Source organism: Enterococcus italicus (assembly GCF_023743875.1).
Taxonomy (GTDB): domain Bacteria; phylum Bacillota; class Bacilli; order Lactobacillales; family Enterococcaceae; genus Enterococcus_G; species Enterococcus_G italicus.
Genome location: NZ_JAMRVB010000001.1, coordinates 813,826 through 828,949, shown reverse-complemented (window position 1 = coordinate 828,949; position 15,124 = coordinate 813,826). Strand labels below are relative to the sequence as shown.

16 protein-coding genes are annotated in these 15,124 nt (G+C 38.8%); 2 read left to right on the top strand and 14 right to left on the bottom strand.

All coding sequences use genetic code 11. The features are described 5' to 3' along the window. Positions 1–130: 130 nt before the first annotated feature. From nth to NE257_RS03965, 7 genes are all read right to left on the bottom strand, one after another. Positions 131–778, bottom strand: a complete 648-nt coding sequence (gene nth, locus NE257_RS03995; RefSeq protein WP_007208320.1) for an endonuclease III — start codon at positions 776–778, stop codon at positions 131–133. Next, the gene (locus tag NE257_RS03990) at positions 768–1,490 is read right to left on the bottom strand and encodes a DnaD domain-containing protein (protein WP_251885828.1); all 723 of its coding nucleotides are present in this window, start codon (positions 1,488–1,490) and stop codon (positions 768–770) included. The genes nth and NE257_RS03990 overlap by 11 nt, the downstream gene beginning before the upstream one ends. Positions 1,491–1,573: 83 nt before the next feature. Further along, on the bottom strand, positions 1,574–2,008 hold the full coding sequence (locus NE257_RS03985; protein ID WP_007208322.1) for a Fur family transcriptional regulator: 435 nt from the start codon (positions 2,006–2,008) through the stop codon (positions 1,574–1,576). Positions 2,009–2,163: 155 nt separating this feature from the next. Continuing rightward, positions 2,164–3,090 (bottom strand): cysteine synthase A, encoded by a 927-nt coding sequence (gene cysK, locus NE257_RS03980; protein WP_251885827.1) that lies wholly within the window; start codon positions 3,088–3,090, stop codon positions 2,164–2,166. Between the two features lie 100 nt (positions 3,091–3,190). Continuing rightward, positions 3,191–4,030, bottom strand: a complete 840-nt coding sequence (locus NE257_RS03975; protein WP_007208324.1) for a glucosaminidase domain-containing protein — start codon at positions 4,028–4,030, stop codon at positions 3,191–3,193. A gap of 322 nt (positions 4,031–4,352) precedes the next feature. Continuing rightward, positions 4,353–6,344: a transketolase gene (gene tkt, locus NE257_RS03970; protein WP_251885826.1), complete on the bottom strand. Its 1,992-nt coding sequence runs from the start codon at positions 6,342–6,344 to the stop codon at positions 4,353–4,355. A gap of 94 nt (positions 6,345–6,438) precedes the next feature. Further along, the gene (locus tag NE257_RS03965) at positions 6,439–6,678 is read right to left on the bottom strand and encodes a DUF896 family protein (protein ID WP_007208326.1); all 240 of its coding nucleotides are present in this window, start codon (positions 6,676–6,678) and stop codon (positions 6,439–6,441) included. Between the two features lie 141 nt (positions 6,679–6,819). Between NE257_RS03965 and lexA the strand changes: the two genes are divergently transcribed. Both lexA and NE257_RS03955 read left to right on the top strand, forming a co-directional pair. Beyond that, the gene (gene lexA, locus NE257_RS03960) at positions 6,820–7,443 is read left to right on the top strand and encodes a transcriptional repressor LexA (RefSeq protein WP_007208327.1); all 624 of its coding nucleotides are present in this window, start codon (positions 6,820–6,822) and stop codon (positions 7,441–7,443) included. A gap of 107 nt (positions 7,444–7,550) precedes the next feature. Further along, positions 7,551–7,760 (top strand): hypothetical protein, encoded by a 210-nt coding sequence (locus NE257_RS03955; RefSeq protein ID WP_007208328.1) that lies wholly within the window; start codon positions 7,551–7,553, stop codon positions 7,758–7,760. 93 nt (positions 7,761–7,853) lie between these two features. On the opposite strand, the gene NE257_RS03950 is transcribed toward NE257_RS03955, so the two are convergent. From NE257_RS03950 to obgE, 7 genes are all read right to left on the bottom strand, one after another. Then, positions 7,854–8,366 (bottom strand): adenine phosphoribosyltransferase, encoded by a 513-nt coding sequence (locus NE257_RS03950; protein ID WP_251851530.1) that lies wholly within the window; start codon positions 8,364–8,366, stop codon positions 7,854–7,856. Positions 8,367–8,377: 11 nt separating this feature from the next. Beyond that, a complete protein-coding gene (gene recJ / locus NE257_RS03945) occupies positions 8,378–10,663 on the bottom strand; it encodes a single-stranded-DNA-specific exonuclease RecJ (protein ID WP_007208330.1) in 2,286 nt (761 codons plus the stop codon). A 109-nt stretch (positions 10,664–10,772) separates the two neighbouring features. Further along, positions 10,773–11,159, bottom strand: coding sequence for a LapA family protein (locus tag NE257_RS03940; protein WP_251885825.1), 387 nt, complete (start codon positions 11,157–11,159; stop codon positions 10,773–10,775). Positions 11,160–11,173: 14 nt separating this feature from the next. Next, positions 11,174–11,962, bottom strand: coding sequence for an SDR family NAD(P)-dependent oxidoreductase (locus NE257_RS03935; RefSeq protein ID WP_251885824.1), 789 nt, complete (start codon positions 11,960–11,962; stop codon positions 11,174–11,176). A gap of 12 nt (positions 11,963–11,974) precedes the next feature. Beyond that, positions 11,975–12,898, bottom strand: a complete 924-nt coding sequence (gene rnz / locus NE257_RS03930; protein WP_251885823.1) for a ribonuclease Z — start codon at positions 12,896–12,898, stop codon at positions 11,975–11,977. A gap of 20 nt (positions 12,899–12,918) precedes the next feature. Next, positions 12,919–13,470: a DUF1269 domain-containing protein gene (locus tag NE257_RS03925; protein WP_007208334.1), complete on the bottom strand. Its 552-nt coding sequence runs from the start codon at positions 13,468–13,470 to the stop codon at positions 12,919–12,921. Between the two features lie 101 nt (positions 13,471–13,571). After that, positions 13,572–14,885 (bottom strand): GTPase ObgE, encoded by a 1,314-nt coding sequence (gene obgE, locus NE257_RS03920; protein ID WP_251885822.1) that lies wholly within the window; start codon positions 14,883–14,885, stop codon positions 13,572–13,574. Positions 14,886–15,124 lie beyond the last annotated feature (239 nt).

Here is a 15,124-nt window from a genome sequence, read left to right as displayed (position 1 = left end):
AATCTGTTTTGGTTACACTTAAATCTTTTACATCAGTCCTTATTGACAAAGAGCCGAAAATCTAGAAGTTATTTCTCAAACTTCTAGATTTTCGGCTCTTTGTTTATTGCAATCTAGCCAAAGTCCTCTGTTATAAATTCTTCATAATAGTTTTTCCTTCTTGGCACATGTCAAGCAATGGGCATTGCGCACAATTTGGTTTACGCGCTGTACAATGATACCTTCCGAAAAAAATCATCGTATGGTGTGCCCGAATCCATAAATTTTCGGGAATTTTTTTCATTAAAGTCTCTTCTACTTCAATAACATTAGCTGTTAGTTTACAAATTCTCAGACGTTTACTGATTCTTTCAACATGCGTATCAACAGCGATTGCCGGTACACCAAACGCGTCTCCTAATACGACATTGGCAGTCTTTCTTCCAACTCCGGCTAAAGACATTAATTCTTCGCGAGATGCCGGCACTTGACCATCGTAAGTAGCAATGAGCTGTTGTGAACAGAGTTGAATATTTTTAGCCTTATTTCGAAAAAGTCCGATTGATTTGATGTAAGGTATGATTTCATTAACGCTCGCATTCGCAAAAGCAGCCGGGTCTGGAAACTTTGCAAATAAATCCGGCGTGACTTTGTTCACCGAGATATCTGTCGCTTGCGCACTTAAAATCACAGCAATTAAAAGCTCAAACGCATTTTTATGGACTAATTCGCCGTGCGCCTCGGGATACATGTCCATCATTTTTTGAAGTGCGATTAGCGTTTTTTGTTTACTTATCATTGTCTTCCTCATCTAGCCAATTATGCAAGGTCACTTTTGGTAATGGCGCAGTTGTATTCATTGTTTGGTCCACTTGGGATTGTAATTTTTTTCTTTGTCTATTTTTTTGTTCATTCGCCACTTGTTCTTTTGTGCGAATGTTCTTCCGCTCCCAAGCTAACAGAATTCGATCGATATAATTAAAATTGTATACTTGATTCAAAACCGCTTCTTTCAAAGCCAGTTCTATTAATGCTGGTGAATAATGATCTTCATCTAACCATTGATGCACACGTTGAAACTCAATACAAGACAACGGTCGACCAAATTCTTGCTCCAACAAACCAAATAATCGTTTTATTTGGCCTTCGATTTTTGAGTTTTCCTGATTTTCTTCCACTTGTTCCATCCATTGTTGCAATTTTTCGTATGCAGGATTCAAAGAAAAACGATCAGTTAATTGGCCATTCTCCCCTTTGTCTGAATAAATCGTCACCATATTTTTTTGGACCAACTGGTTAACGATTTGATAGACATTTTTTATATCCATTTGCAAATCGTCCGCAATCTTGCGAAAATCAATCATCACATAACCATTTTGATCCTGAACATAAATCTGTATCCACATCGCAAATTCTTGGTCATCCAACCCTAACTGACGATAACGTGTCAAAAAAATATTTGACATCGTTGTTTGACCAGCGGATAGATAATTCATCATTAAATTACTCATACAATTTCCTGCTTTCTATTCATTGATCCAATGAAAAAAGGAAAACAAAGTATCGTTTTCCTTTTGATAGTCCGTGCTATTTCTTACTCAACTACTTCTTTTTGACAAGCGGGACATAAGCCATATACTTCTAAGCGATGGCTATCAATCTTATAGCCGGTCAATCTACTCGCTGCAATTTCAATATCATCTAAATTAGGATAATGAAAATCAGTTATCTTCCCACATTTTGAACAAATCGCATGGTAATGCAACTCAGTAGTAAAATCAAAACGACTTGCACTATCGCCATAGCTCATTTCAGTGACAAAACCCAAGTCAGTGAACAAACGTAAATTATTGTAGACAGTCGCAACACTCATACCTGGAAAGTCTACCTCAATCTGCTTGTACACTTCTTCGGCAGTTGGATGATTCTTAGACTGGATTAAGACTTCTAAAATCGCTATTCTTTGAGGTGTGATTCGTATATTTTTTTGCTTTAATGAATCGATTATTGAATTTAAGGTGGCAGTCAAGGCAATCCTCCCTTTCTATCTCCCTTATCATACTATTTTTAAGTCTTTTTTTCTACCACTTTTACTTGAAAGTTTCTAGTAAAAAATGAACGAACACCACTGTCGATTACCAGATAGATCGACGTAAGCTGTTCGTTCATTGTTTTTAAATCCTATTAATCTTCAAAATCGTAAAGAGCAGTTGATAAATATCTTTCACCATTATCTGGTAAAATTGCTAGGACTTTCTTCCCTTTACCCAATTTTTTCGCCACTTGCAACGCAGCATTAACTGCGGCACCTGAAGAAATTCCAACCAAGAACCCTTCTTGATGAGCTACTTCTCTTGCTGTTTTAATAGCATCATCACCCGCCACTGCAATCACTTCAGTAATGACATCTCTATCTAAAACTTTTGGCACAAATCCAGTTCCGATTCCTTGAATTTTATGCGGTCCTGGTTGTCCTCCTGAAAGTACAGCAGATTCAGCCGGCTCTACACCCACAATATCGATACCTGGGAATTTTTCTGCTAAAACTTTACCCGCTCCTGTAATCGTTCCACCTGTACCAATACCTGAAACAAAAGCATCTAAACCATCTGCAAACGCATCAGCAATTTCTACACCCGTCGTCACTTCATGAATATGTGGATTTTCAGGATTTTCAAATTGCAATGGTAAAAAATACCCTTCTTTTTCTGCAAGTTCTGTCGCCTTAGCGATGGAACCTTTGATTCCTTCGCTTCCTGGAGTCAATATCAATTCAGCACCATAAGCTTGCATTAATTTCCGACGCTCGATACTCATTGTCTCTGGCATAACAATAATCACTTTGTAACCTTTCGCAGATCCAATCATAGCTAAGCCAATACCAGTATTCCCTGATGTTGGTTCAATAATAGTTGAGCCAGGTTGCAACTCTCCTGTTTGTTCAGCTTTTTCAATCATTGCCAAGGCAATCCGATCTTTCACGCTACTTCCAGGATTGAAAGACTCTAATTTCACATATACATCCGCTGCATCGTCAGGAACAAGTTTCGATAATTTTACAATTGGCGTTTGGCCGACTAATTCGGTAATTGATTCATAAATTTTACTCATACTATCGCCTCCTAGTTTTCTTTGATTTTATAGCAAACGTTTTTATAAAGCAATCGAACAAAAAGAATTGGTGATTCAAAAAATGAATCACCAATTCTTTTTAAATAGATAACTGTTGACCTACGACAATTAATTCACCTGAGATATTATTTTGTGCCACGAGTTGATCAACTGAGACACCAAACTTTTGGGCAATTCCCCATAAAGTATCACCTTGTGCAACTGTATAAGTAGCAGTCGCTTGATACGTAGTGGTTGTAGTGGTTGTAGTAGTTGTCGTTGTCGTCGTTGTTTGAGTGTAATACGATGGCGTATCATATTGCGTTAAATTATATCTTTGAATCAGACTGTTTAACTTTTGATTGTAATTAGGATCAGTAGCATACCGCCCAGTCAAGTATGCAGTCGCATCATAATAACTAGTGGTCTGGCTTTTCCATGCACCTGCATATCGTGCTTGTCCGGTAACACTGCTAGATGCCAACAAGACATTTGCGTGATCCACCAAGGATTCATAGTACGAATTATATTGGCGGAAAGGTTCCGTCATCGTAACCCATTGACCATTTAAATACTCTTGTGTTGGCAACCAAACAGTTGCTCCACCATTGTATGCTTTGACTCCAAATAAATTATAATAAGGAGCGCTAGAAAGTACAGAACTGCCATTCCCACTTTCAAGTAATGCCTGAGCAATCATGACAGAAGCATATAAGTCATTTTGATTCGCAATTTCAGATGCAGCTGTTCCAATTTGGTTGATTAAACTTTGGGCGTTTGCGACGCCATCCTCATTAGCATAGACAGTACTTGGTGCTAGCGATATCACTGTTGGCGCGCCTACCATTGCAATACCCACTAATGGAACCATGTTTTTTAGTGGCGATTTACGTGGATCTATATTTTTTATATGTCGTTCGCTTCTCGTTTTTACTACCATCTTTTCCTCCTAAGCTAACCCTACAAAAAGTTCTAAAGATTTCATAAAGATAGTATAAAAGTAATAAGCTGATAAAACAAACAAACCGATTAAAAAATTCTTTAAAAGTTTTCTTAAAAACTCATAAAAATCATTAATTTATAAAAGTCTTTTAAAAAACTAAAAAAAGGCGTGTTATAGAAAAAATCCCCAATACTTAAACAAATTAACCCAGAGAATCTAAACTCTCTACGATGAAAAAAGCCATAAAACCCAAAAGTTTGAGAGCAAACTTTTGAATTTTATGGTCATTTTGATTGTACCTAGATAATTCCAATCTTTTCTAGATTGACTGATACGTTGCGACAACATTACCCACAGTGAAGCCAAATTCTTCCATCACTTTGTTTCCAGGTGCAGACGCACCAAAGTGATCGATCGCAATAATTTTCCCTTTACATTTTGTATATTTCGCCCAACCAAATGATGATCCTGCTTCAATAGCTACACGCTTCTTAACTGATTTTGGTAAGACAGATTCTTTGTATTCATCCGCTTGCGCCTCGAACAGATCAAAACTAGGCATCGATACTACAGATACATCGTGGCCATTTTCAGCAAGTACTTTTTGTGCTTCAACTGCCAAAGCAACTTCGGACCCTGTTGCAAGCAAGATTCCTTCTGGTTTATCTCCTTTTTGCGGTGAGATCACATAAGCACCTTTTTTAACTTGACTATCAGCATTGTCGGCTGTTCCTGGAATGACTGGTAAATTTTGGCGACTTAAGACAAGTACAGTAGGTGTTTTTTTTGATTCTAAAGCAATTTTCCACGCTGCTCGAGTTTCATTTCCATCTGCTGGACGCAATACATGTAAGTTAGGAATTGAGCGTAGGCTCGACAATTGTTCTATTGGTTCGTGTGTTGGCCCATCTTCCCCGACTGCCACTGAGTCGTGCGTTAAGACATATGTGACTGGTACTCCTTGAATTGCAGCCAAACGAACAGCTGGTCGTAAGTAGTCCACGAATACAAAGAAAGTACCACCATACACTTTTGTTCCACCATGTAGTTGAATTCCATTCATTGCAGCTGCCATGGCAAACTCACGAACACCAAACCAGATATTGCGTCCTTCGTATTGTCCTGGTTCAAAGTCTTTCTCTGCTGCAACCATCGTGTTATTTGAACTAGATAAGTCAGCGGAACCACCCCAAAGAGTAGGAACATTTTTAGAAAGTTGTTGAATCATTTCTTTGCTTGATACACGACTAGCTTGGCTTGATCCTTCTTCATATACTGGCAAATTTGCTTCCCATTCAGCAGGCAAACGCTCTTCGAAACCATCTTTGAATTGTTTTGCTAATTCTGGATAAGCAGCTTCATAGCTAGCAAATAATTGATTCCATTCTGCTTCTGCCTGTGCTCCACGTTCTTGGATTGCTTTTGTAAAACGTGATTGGACTTCTTCTGGTACTGTAAATTCTGGATATTCCCAGCCATATGCTTTTTTAGCTGCCGCAACTCCTTCAATACCTAATGGCGCACCATGAACGTCTGACGTACCCTGTTTTGGTGCACCAAAACCGATAATTGTTTTCACTTCAATCATGGTTGGTTTATCCGACACTTTTGCTTCGTCTATCGCTTTTGAGATAGCTTCTAAATCATTGCCTTCTTTCACAAGGATATGATTCCAGCCATACGCTTTAAATCGATCACCAACATTTTCAGTGAAAGCTTTTGAGGTCGGTCCATCAAGTGAAATATCATTTGAATCATAAAATAGCACCAATTTATTTAGTTTTAAATGGCCAGCTAATGAAGCCGCTTCTTGAGAGACACCTTCCATCAAGTCACCATCCCCACATAGTGCATAGGTATAGTGGTCGACAATATTGAATGTATCTTTATTGTAAGTTGCTGCTAAATGCGCTTCTGCCATTGCCATACCTACTGCCATAGCAATCCCTTGCCCTAAAGGACCGGTCGTTGCTTCCACGCCATCGGTATGATTGACTTCTGGATGTCCTGGTGTTTTGCTATTCCATTGTCTAAAATTCTTCAAATCTTCGGTGGTCACATTGTAGCCTGCACAGTGCAATAAGCTATACAACAATGCGGAACCATGGCCAGCAGATAAAACAAAGCGATCACGATCTACCCATTTAGTTGAAGTTTTGGGATTAATTTTTAAATGTTTTGTCCATAATGCGTATGCCATTGGTGCTGCACCCATTGGTAATCCTGGATGGCCTGAATTTGCTTTTTGTACCGCATCAATACTTAACGTACGTAAAGTATCGACTCCTAGTTGATCAATTTTGTCGAACAATAGAAACGCCTCCTAATTTAGGTTTTTTTTACTTTTATTCTCATAACTCATTATATAGTAAAAGAGAAAGATGCGCAATCTTTCTCTTTAGCTACTAGCGTCCGTGCAGACCCTTTTCTTTTTGAATTTTCTTTAACTTATCTGGAGTAACATCATTTCCTTTTGGATCTACTACTTTCATCCCTTCAATATGGTGTCTCATTCCACCACGAAATGCAGCCAAATATTCCTCGCGCAATTTCTTTTGCTCCAAAGTTTCTGTCTCAGTTAAGTTAGAGGTCTTCTTTTTATTTGCTAATTCATTAATTCTTGCTAACTTTTCTTTTGATAACATACATACTCGCCTCACTTTCCACTTAATAATAATTGAAAACGGTAAAAAAAACAAATAAGAAAGCTAAATATACGAACATTTGTTTGAATAGCCGACCTGAATATGATACACTAATTATATAAATGAAAGTGGGTGTACAATTTGGTGAAACGAACTGAAAACCGTCAACTTGAGGTTCTACGATTTATCCATCAACGCGTTTCGGAAAAGGGATATCCACCTACTGTTAGAGAAATCGGGGAAGCAGTACAACTCTCTTCTACTTCGACCGTTCACGGACACTTGTCTAGGTTAGAAAAGAAAGGCTATATTCTTAGAGACCCGACAAAGCCTCGTGCAATCGAGCTGACGGCAAAAGGTTTAGAAGCAATTGATATTGTTTCCGATAGCATCCCTCTTCTTGGTGTTGTTACAGCGGGTGAACCCATCTTAGCAGTTGAAGAAGCCGCTGATTTTTTCCCTTTACCACCTGATTTAACGAATGATCAAGGGCACCTGTTCATGCTTACAATCAAAGGAGAGAGCATGATTAACGCTGGTATTCTAGATGGCGACCAAGTCATCGTTCGTAAACAAGATATTGCCCAAAATGGTGATATCGTCATTGCGATGACTGACGAAAATGAAGCTACTTGCAAGACCTTCTACAAAGAAAAAAATTATTATCGCTTGCAACCTGAAAATGATTTTATGGATCCCATTATTTTACAATCTGTCAAAATATTGGGACGAGTTGTCGGCTTATATCGCAATTTAATCCTCTAGAAGCAAACTTTTAAAAAAGTTTGCTTCTTTTCTCTTTACAAACCAAACGAATGTTCGTATAATAAAAATACAAACAAATGTTCGCATCGGACAGAGGAGTGATTAATTTGAAAACTATTCGTCGTTTTGGATTTATTTTATTGGTGTTGTTTCTAGGTATATTTATTGGTCACGCTAGCTTCTTGGTCACTTTCTTGCTTGTTAGTCCTTTACTAATCATTTGGCTGTTGGCTTGGGATGATAAGCAGTATCAAATGCGCCAATATCGTCGAGCTAATCGAATGTACCAGTCTGAAAATTTTAGATACAAGTCATAATTTACATTCAAAAAGGTTAATGAACTTTAATTGGAAAACTTTTTTACCCATATTAAAAGGAGTGTGACGGATTTTCGTCATACTCCTTTTTCACTAATATTCCATTAACGTTAACATGTCATACCCTTCAATTTTGTCTCGGCCATGTAAATCTTGCAATTCAATTAAAAATGCACAACCAACAACAATTCCACCCAATTTTTCAACAAGTTCGATCGTAGCTTTGATTGTTCCGCCTGTCGCCAATAGATCATCGCAAATTAATACTTTTTGGCCTGGTTTAATCGCATCTTCATGTAAGGTTAATGTATCACTACCATACTCCAAATCATATGAAACAGAAATCGTTTTTCTTGGAAGTTTCCCTGGTTTGCGAACGGGTGCAAAACCAACACCAAGTTCAAATGCTACTGGACAACCAACAATAAATCCTCTTGCTTCAGGTCCAACTACCATGTCAATTTCTTTTTCTTGTGCGTAGTCTACAATTTGTTTGGTCGCTGCTCTGTATGCTTCGCCATCTGCCATTAATGGCGAAATGTCACGAAATACAATTCCTTTTGATGGATAATCTGGAATACTCGCTATGTAGTCTTTTAAATTCATTTTATTTCCTCCTATGAAAAGAACCAATCTTTTAAATCAGCGATATCTGAGAGCTGTAAAAACATCTCAGAGTCGATTCGTTGCTTCCTCTGTTGATAAATCGTGCTTGCCTCAAGTTGCGTCGGAACAACATCTTCAACATAGCCTAAGATACCATCGTTTATTGTAACAAATTTTAAATCAAAAAACACTTGAATCATGAAAATTAATAACTTTTTAGGAATCTGTAAATAATTCGCCAATTCATCTAATTTGTAGCGTATATCAAGTGTCTGTTGTTGCTTGATCACTTGGTACATTTTTTTGTACTGCTCTCTTGTGCCTAACCCATCCAGATACGCATCGTCAGTCGCTTCAAATACAAGATAATGGTGCGCATTTTTAAATTGCTGCGCTACTTTTTTAACCAATTTAACATCCGAAGGGCAGTCCAGGTAAATGACTTCTTTGTAGGATTTTTGTTTAAGTTGAGCGATATCTTCTTCATTTCGAACATGAATCGTTTCTGCTTGGAATTTTTTGTCACCTATTTTTTTCTCCGTAAATGATATAAAGATACTCTCTCTTACATTAAGAGGCGGCAATGATTGGCGTTTCGAGCGAAAGTCAAAGACCTGTGATCCCTTTATAAGATAGTCATCGACCATCAATTGTGGCGTGACATGGTTGTTCCAACTATTTAGTGTTAGTTCACCCACAATAGAAAGGTTATCCGAAGAAAAGTCAGTCAAATAACTACCAAATTGAAAAGCAATATACGGCAAGGAAGCTGAACCGTCAGAAAGCTGCCCTTTTAAATGATTTTTTTCTGCACCAATTAAGCGATTGTCCGTCGCTTTGATCTCAGAAAATAAAAATTTTGGGTAGCGATTGTCCATCCCGAAAGGAGCTAATGTTTGTAGAGACTTGATAAATGGTACCGTCGCTTCTTCAATCTTTAGCGTCCCATCGATTCTTAATGGCAAACCAGTAAAATGAATACCTCGCGTTAGCACGTAGTCATTTAGTGATTGCTGTAAAGTATCTATTTGATTCTGCTCGATAGACAGCCCGACTGCTGAGTGATGGCCACCAAATGACAAAAACAGTTCTTTTAGTGGGAGAAGTGTTTGAAAGAGATCAAAACTCTCGATGCTTCGACCTGAGCCTTTTGCTACTCCATTTACTAATTTTGTCAAAACAATGGTGGGTTTTCCTGTTTGTTGCATAATTCTTCCGGCAACAATTCCCAAAACCCCTTCATGCCAGTTTTCACCAACTATGACATGAATTTGATTATCAACATTTATTTTCTGGCTAGCTTCTGCAAATACATCGGCGACGATTTGTTTGCGCTCGGTATTTTTTTGATCAATTTCTTGTGCCAAAGTCTTAGCTTTTTGCTCATCGAATGTCGTCAATAATTCTACTGCAATCGTCGCATCGCTCAATCGACCCAACGCATTTAACCGTGGTGCAAGTGAAAAGCCGACTGATTTATCATCAAGTTCTTCTGGAACGACTTGGCTCACTCGAATCAGTTCTTGGAGCCCCATTCGTTCAGTTTGCCGTATAGCTTGCAAGCCAAATGCAACCAAAATACGATTTTCATCTGTCAGCGAGACCATATCAGCAATCGTCCCTATCGCGACTAGATCCAGACTTTCGACGACCAGCTCATCAAGTAAAGCACAGACAAACTTAAATGCCACTCCAACTCCAGCTAACTCTTTAAAAGGATAGTGCCCTTTTGGATGTCTCGGATGGATAATCGCATAGGCATTCGGTAGTTGTTCAGGTAGTTCATGGTGGTCAGTGACAATGACATCTACGCCCACACTATTAGCATAGTCAATCGCTTCATGGCCGGAGACACCATTATCGACCGTTATGATTAATTGGACACCTTCATTAATTTTTTCCGAATAGACTCGTTGATTTGGCCCGTACCCGTCAGCAAAACGATTCGGTAGATAAAATTCTACATCTGCTCCTAAAAAATCCAAGGCTTCTTTAAGGATTGTCGTACTTGTGATGCCATCTGCATCATAGTCACCGTATATAAGAATTTTTTGATTTTCTATTATCGCTTGCTGCACGCGTTCGATAGCTCGGTCCATATCATAAAATAAAAAAGGATCATGTAGTTTCTCTAATGATGGATGCAAAAAGTTCTCTAGTGCTTCTTCGTCCCGAATACCTCTTTGCCATAGCAACGTAGCAAATGTCTCTGGAAGCTGTCTTCCTATAACACTTGTCACGAAGCTATCGGATAGTTCATTTTCACTTATTAACCATTGATATGTTACTTTCGACAAACAATCACTCCTTAATGGTCCAAAATTGCCACTTAAAATCCAAGCAGAAAAAAAGTCAACCGAACATCTATGCTATCCTTTTGACTTTTTTTCTATTTTTAACGTTCGGTTATTTCGTTTGTGTCTCCTCAAGGGATGCTTGATTTACACTGTTTGCTTGATCAAATGTTTGCTGCATTTCAATTGCTTTATTTGCATATTCTCTTTCAAGTTCTGCTTTTCGTTCAGCTACTCGTTTTTCGATGACTGCATCATCGGTTATTTGCTGACTGCGTAAAGCTTTTAATTCTTTGTTTTGCTTGACATAACTAGAAGTTGCGACTAAAGCAATCACGACTGCGCCAATAAAAGCCGCACCAATTATCACAATAATTAGTGGTGCTTGAATGGCTGTAAAGCCAAAATTAATCGCTACTTGCTGGTTATTTAAGATAGCAAAAATCACAATAACCAACGTTAAAATCAATCCTAAAATAATACGCCACTGATTTTTCATCTACTTCACCTATTCTATTTTTTATTAAAAATACCACCAGCTAGATAGTCGCCGACTCGAGGAAATAGCACATACGCCTTAGCAGCAGCTGCCATAATCAATGGTTTATTGATTTCTCGTCTTGGTTTACCGATAATTTTTACGATTTTCCGTGCTAAGAAAGCTGGTTCCGTCAAGAAAGGCTGAACTTTAGATAAGTACACTTCTTCCGGATCAGCCTTGTCAAAGAAATTGGTTTCCATCGGACCTGGATTTACAGTAGTCACATGAATGTTAAATGACTTTAACTCTAAACGGATTGAATTAGAGAAGCCTAAAACAGCAAATTTTGTGGCTGAATAAATGGATGATTTAGGTGTCGCCATCTTCCCAGCAATAGAAGCCACATTGATGACGTGACCGCTGCCTTGTTCGATCATTTTGACAGCCACTCGTTTCGTAATATACATCAACCCTAAGACGTTTACTTCAAACATATTACGAATTTCTTCAAACGATGTATTCACAAAATCCTCAAACAAACCATAGCCGGCGTTGTTTACAAGCACATCAATCGCACCAACTTCGTCTTCTATTCGCGCCAATACGTGGTCGACTTGTTCCGGATTTGTCACGTCCATCTGATACGCATAGGCCGGCTGCTGACTATATTCCATGCAGCGTTCTTTCACAGCGCCAATTAGTTGAATACGACGGGCGCAGACTATGACAATGGCGCCTTCTTTTGCTGCCTCATAACAAATTTGCTCTCCAAATCCTGAAGAAGCACCAGTTACTAAAACCACTTTTCCTTTTAATTTCATCTGTTTCTCCTCTCATCGAAAGGGAACAAGTACTTGATCAAAGTCCTTCACTAGAAGTGTATTTGGAAAAACTTCTTTTGCTTCTTGTTCCAACTCAATCGCTTCTTTTGCGAGATATCTAGCACTAATATGAGTCAGTGCTAATTTTTGTACCCCAGCTTTTTTTGCTACTTCAGCAGCTTGATGTGTTGTTGAATGAAAATAATCTTTAGCCATGCTTGCTTCATGTTTATTAAAGGTACTTTCATGAACAAGCACGTCCGCATCTTTTGCTAATTCAATCGACTGTTGGCAATATCTTGTATCCCCTAAGATTGTCACAATGCGCCCTTTCCGTGCCTGACCGAGAAAATCTTTGCCGTCAAGTACGCGACCATCTGGCAATGTCACACGTTCGCCACGCTTTAGCTGGCCAAAAATTGGGCCTGGGCTAACGGACATCGCTACTAACTTATCGACTTGTAATTCACCGACATGGTCTTTTTCTACGACACGATAACCAAAACTATCAATCCCATGATCCAATTTTTTGGCAAAGACCGTAAATTGGTGGTCTTCAAATACAATACCATCTGTCACTTCATAAAAGTTTAATTTGTAGCCTAGTCTTGAACGCGAAATTCGTAAAGATGTCCTCACGAATTCCTCTATCCCTTTAGGACCGTAAATGTCGAGAGATTCATTACCACCTTGAAACGAGCGACTACTTAGCAAGCCCGGCAAGCCAAAAATATGATCGCCATGTAAGTGAGTAATAAAAATTTTTTCAATTTTTCTTGGCTTAATTGTCGTGCGTAAGATTTGCATCTGCGTCCCTTCTCCACAATCGAATAGCCAAATTTTATTCCGCTCATCCAAAAGTTTTAAGGCAATGCTAGTGACATTGCGATGCTTGGCAGGTACACCCGCTCCTGTTCCTAAAAATTCAATTTCCATTTTTACCTATCTTTCCATCTTTATTCTTTGTGTTTTTCTTTCCAGAATTTCAAAGATGATTCTTTCGTTTTGTTTGTTACTTCATTGGCATTTTTAATCTCTTCTTCAACTTCTTCAAAATCAAACCGGCTAATGCCGCCACCTAATTCTTGCATAATCACTTCATTCAAGGGGCGGTTGTCTGTTTCTTCAGCGATAACAATCAAACCGGTTTTGCCTTCACTAATTTGTGAAACGAGATGTTCAAATATCGTTTGAGCGGTTGATAGCTCCTTGGCATCTTTCGTCGCTCCGATCAAGCTTCCACCGAACCATCCGAGTAAAATAGCCAATGGACTAACCAATACACCAATCAACATTCCAATCATCCCACCCGTTGAGGTGCCTAATGAGCCAGTCGGATCAAAAAAATCTTCAATGGAAAACTTATGATTCCCATCATTTGAATGTTTAACAACGGCCATTTGTTCAATTTTTAATTGGCCTCTTGTGGCAACTTTTTTTACTTCAGAAAATGCTTGATACGCTTGTGAATTGTATTCAAAATTAGCGACAATGACTTTCTTAGCCATAAAAAATCCCCTACTTTCTTTTAACTACCTCCATTTTACCAATAAATAGTAAAAAGAAAAGAACCAAGTATGGGAATACCCAAACTTGGCTACTTTGATTGTTACTCAACAAATTCAAATTCAAAATTACCAATGCGAACAATATCGCCATCTTTGGCACCACGCGCACGTAATGTTTCATCGACACCCATTGAGCGTAATTGGCGAGCAAAACGCATGACTGTCTCGTCATGATCGAAATTGGTCATTTGGAATAACTTTTCGATTTTCTCACCATGCAATGTCCAAGACGCATCTGGTTCACGGTCAACTATAAACTCAGGCTCGCTTGATCGATAATTGTACTGAACCACATCTTCTTCCATATCTTGTTCATATAAAAGAAATTCAGGTGTCACCTCTAATAAATCAGCTGTTGCATTTAACAGTGGTTGAATTCCTTTTTTTGCGATACTAGAAATCGGAAAAATTTGAATTGGATCAGCAAATTCATCGGTTTGCTGTGCTGCTATTTTTTTTCGAAATTCTGCAAGATTTTCTTCTGCATTCGGCATATCCATTTTATTCGCGACAATTAACTGCGGGCGTTCCAATAGACGGAGATTATGGGTCTCTAGTTCATGATTGATTGCCAGGTAATCATCATACGGATCTCTTCCTTCAAGTCCGCTCATATCAATAATATGCAAGATTACACGCGTCCGCTCGATATGACGCAGAAACTGCGTACCAAGACCCACACCTTGCGATGCGCCTTCTATCAACCCTGGTAAGTCCGCAACAACAAAGTCTCGACCATCGCTTGTATGAACCATCCCAAGATTTGGTACAAGTGTCGTAAAGTGATATGCACCAATTTTAGGTTTTGCTGACGATATAATAGAAAGAAGGGTTGATTTCCCAACTGATGGGAAGCCCACTAGTCCTACATCCGCTAGTACTTTAAGCTCTAATTCTAATTTTCGTTCTTGGCCTGGCTCGCCATTTTCGGCAAGTTCGGGTGCTGGGTTTTTCGGAGAAGCAAAACGGATATTTCCGCGCCCACCACGGCCCCCTTGTGCAACAACCAATGTTTGACCTTGCTCGATCAAATCACCAATCACTTTGCCTGTTTCAACATCACGCACGGTTGTTCCTTGAGGTACTTTTACAAGTAAATCCTCAGAGCCGCGTCCGTGCATCCCTTTACTCATTCCGTTTTCGCCTGGATCAGCCTTAAAATGACGATTAAAGCGAAAGTCCATTAGTGTCCGTAAACCTTCGTCTACAACAAAAACGACATTCCCTCCACGTCCGCCATCACCACCAGCTGGTCCCCCATCTGGCACATACTTTTCCCGTCGAAAAGCAACCATCCCATCGCCGCCTTTGCCAGCTTTGACGTCAATAGTTACTTGATCTAAAAACATGGACATGTATTTGTCCTCCATTCTACTTATTCTGATTACTGTGCGCATTTTTTCCACAAAGTCTTATCCATTGTACCTATCTATGAGCACTTTGTCTATCTTTTCATTATACCCGATAAGCAATTAGAATAAAAATATCAGACATGAGAAAAACAAATTGGATTTGTCTCCTTGAGCTATTGTTTGAACAATTCATCGTCTGTTATGATAGGAACAAATAAAAGAAAGGATTGAACAAATGATTA

Coding starts and splice junctions, on each gene's coding strand:
- nth (WP_007208320.1), bottom strand. CDS start 778: ATGATAAGTAAACAAAAAACGCTAATCGCACTTCAAAAAATGATGGAC.
- NE257_RS03990 (WP_251885828.1), bottom strand. CDS start 1,490: ATGAGTAATTTAATGATGAATTATCTATCCGCTGGTCAAACAACGATG.
- cysK (WP_251885827.1), bottom strand. CDS start 3,090: ATGAGTAAAATTTATGAATCAATTACCGAATTAGTCGGCCAAACGCCA.
- NE257_RS03975 (WP_007208324.1), bottom strand. CDS start 4,030: ATGGTAGTAAAAACGAGAAGCGAACGACATATAAAAAATATAGATCCA.
- NE257_RS03965 (WP_007208326.1), bottom strand. CDS start 6,678: ATGTTATCAAAAGAAAAGTTAGCAAGAATTAATGAATTAGCAAATAAA.
- NE257_RS03950 (WP_251851530.1), bottom strand. CDS start 8,366: ATGAATTTAAAAGACTACATAGCGAGTATTCCAGATTATCCATCAAAA.
- NE257_RS03940 (WP_251885825.1), bottom strand. CDS start 11,159: ATGAAAAATCAGTGGCGTATTATTTTAGGATTGATTTTAACGTTGGTT.
- NE257_RS03935 (WP_251885824.1), bottom strand. CDS start 11,962: ATGAAATTAAAAGGAAAAGTGGTTTTAGTAACTGGTGCTTCTTCAGGA.
- rnz (WP_251885823.1), bottom strand. CDS start 12,898: ATGGAAATTGAATTTTTAGGAACAGGAGCGGGTGTACCTGCCAAGCAT.
- NE257_RS03925 (WP_007208334.1), bottom strand. CDS start 13,470: ATGGCTAAGAAAGTCATTGTCGCTAATTTTGAATACAATTCACAAGCG.
- obgE (WP_251885822.1), bottom strand. CDS start 14,885: ATGTCCATGTTTTTAGATCAAGTAACTATTGACGTCAAAGCTGGCAAA.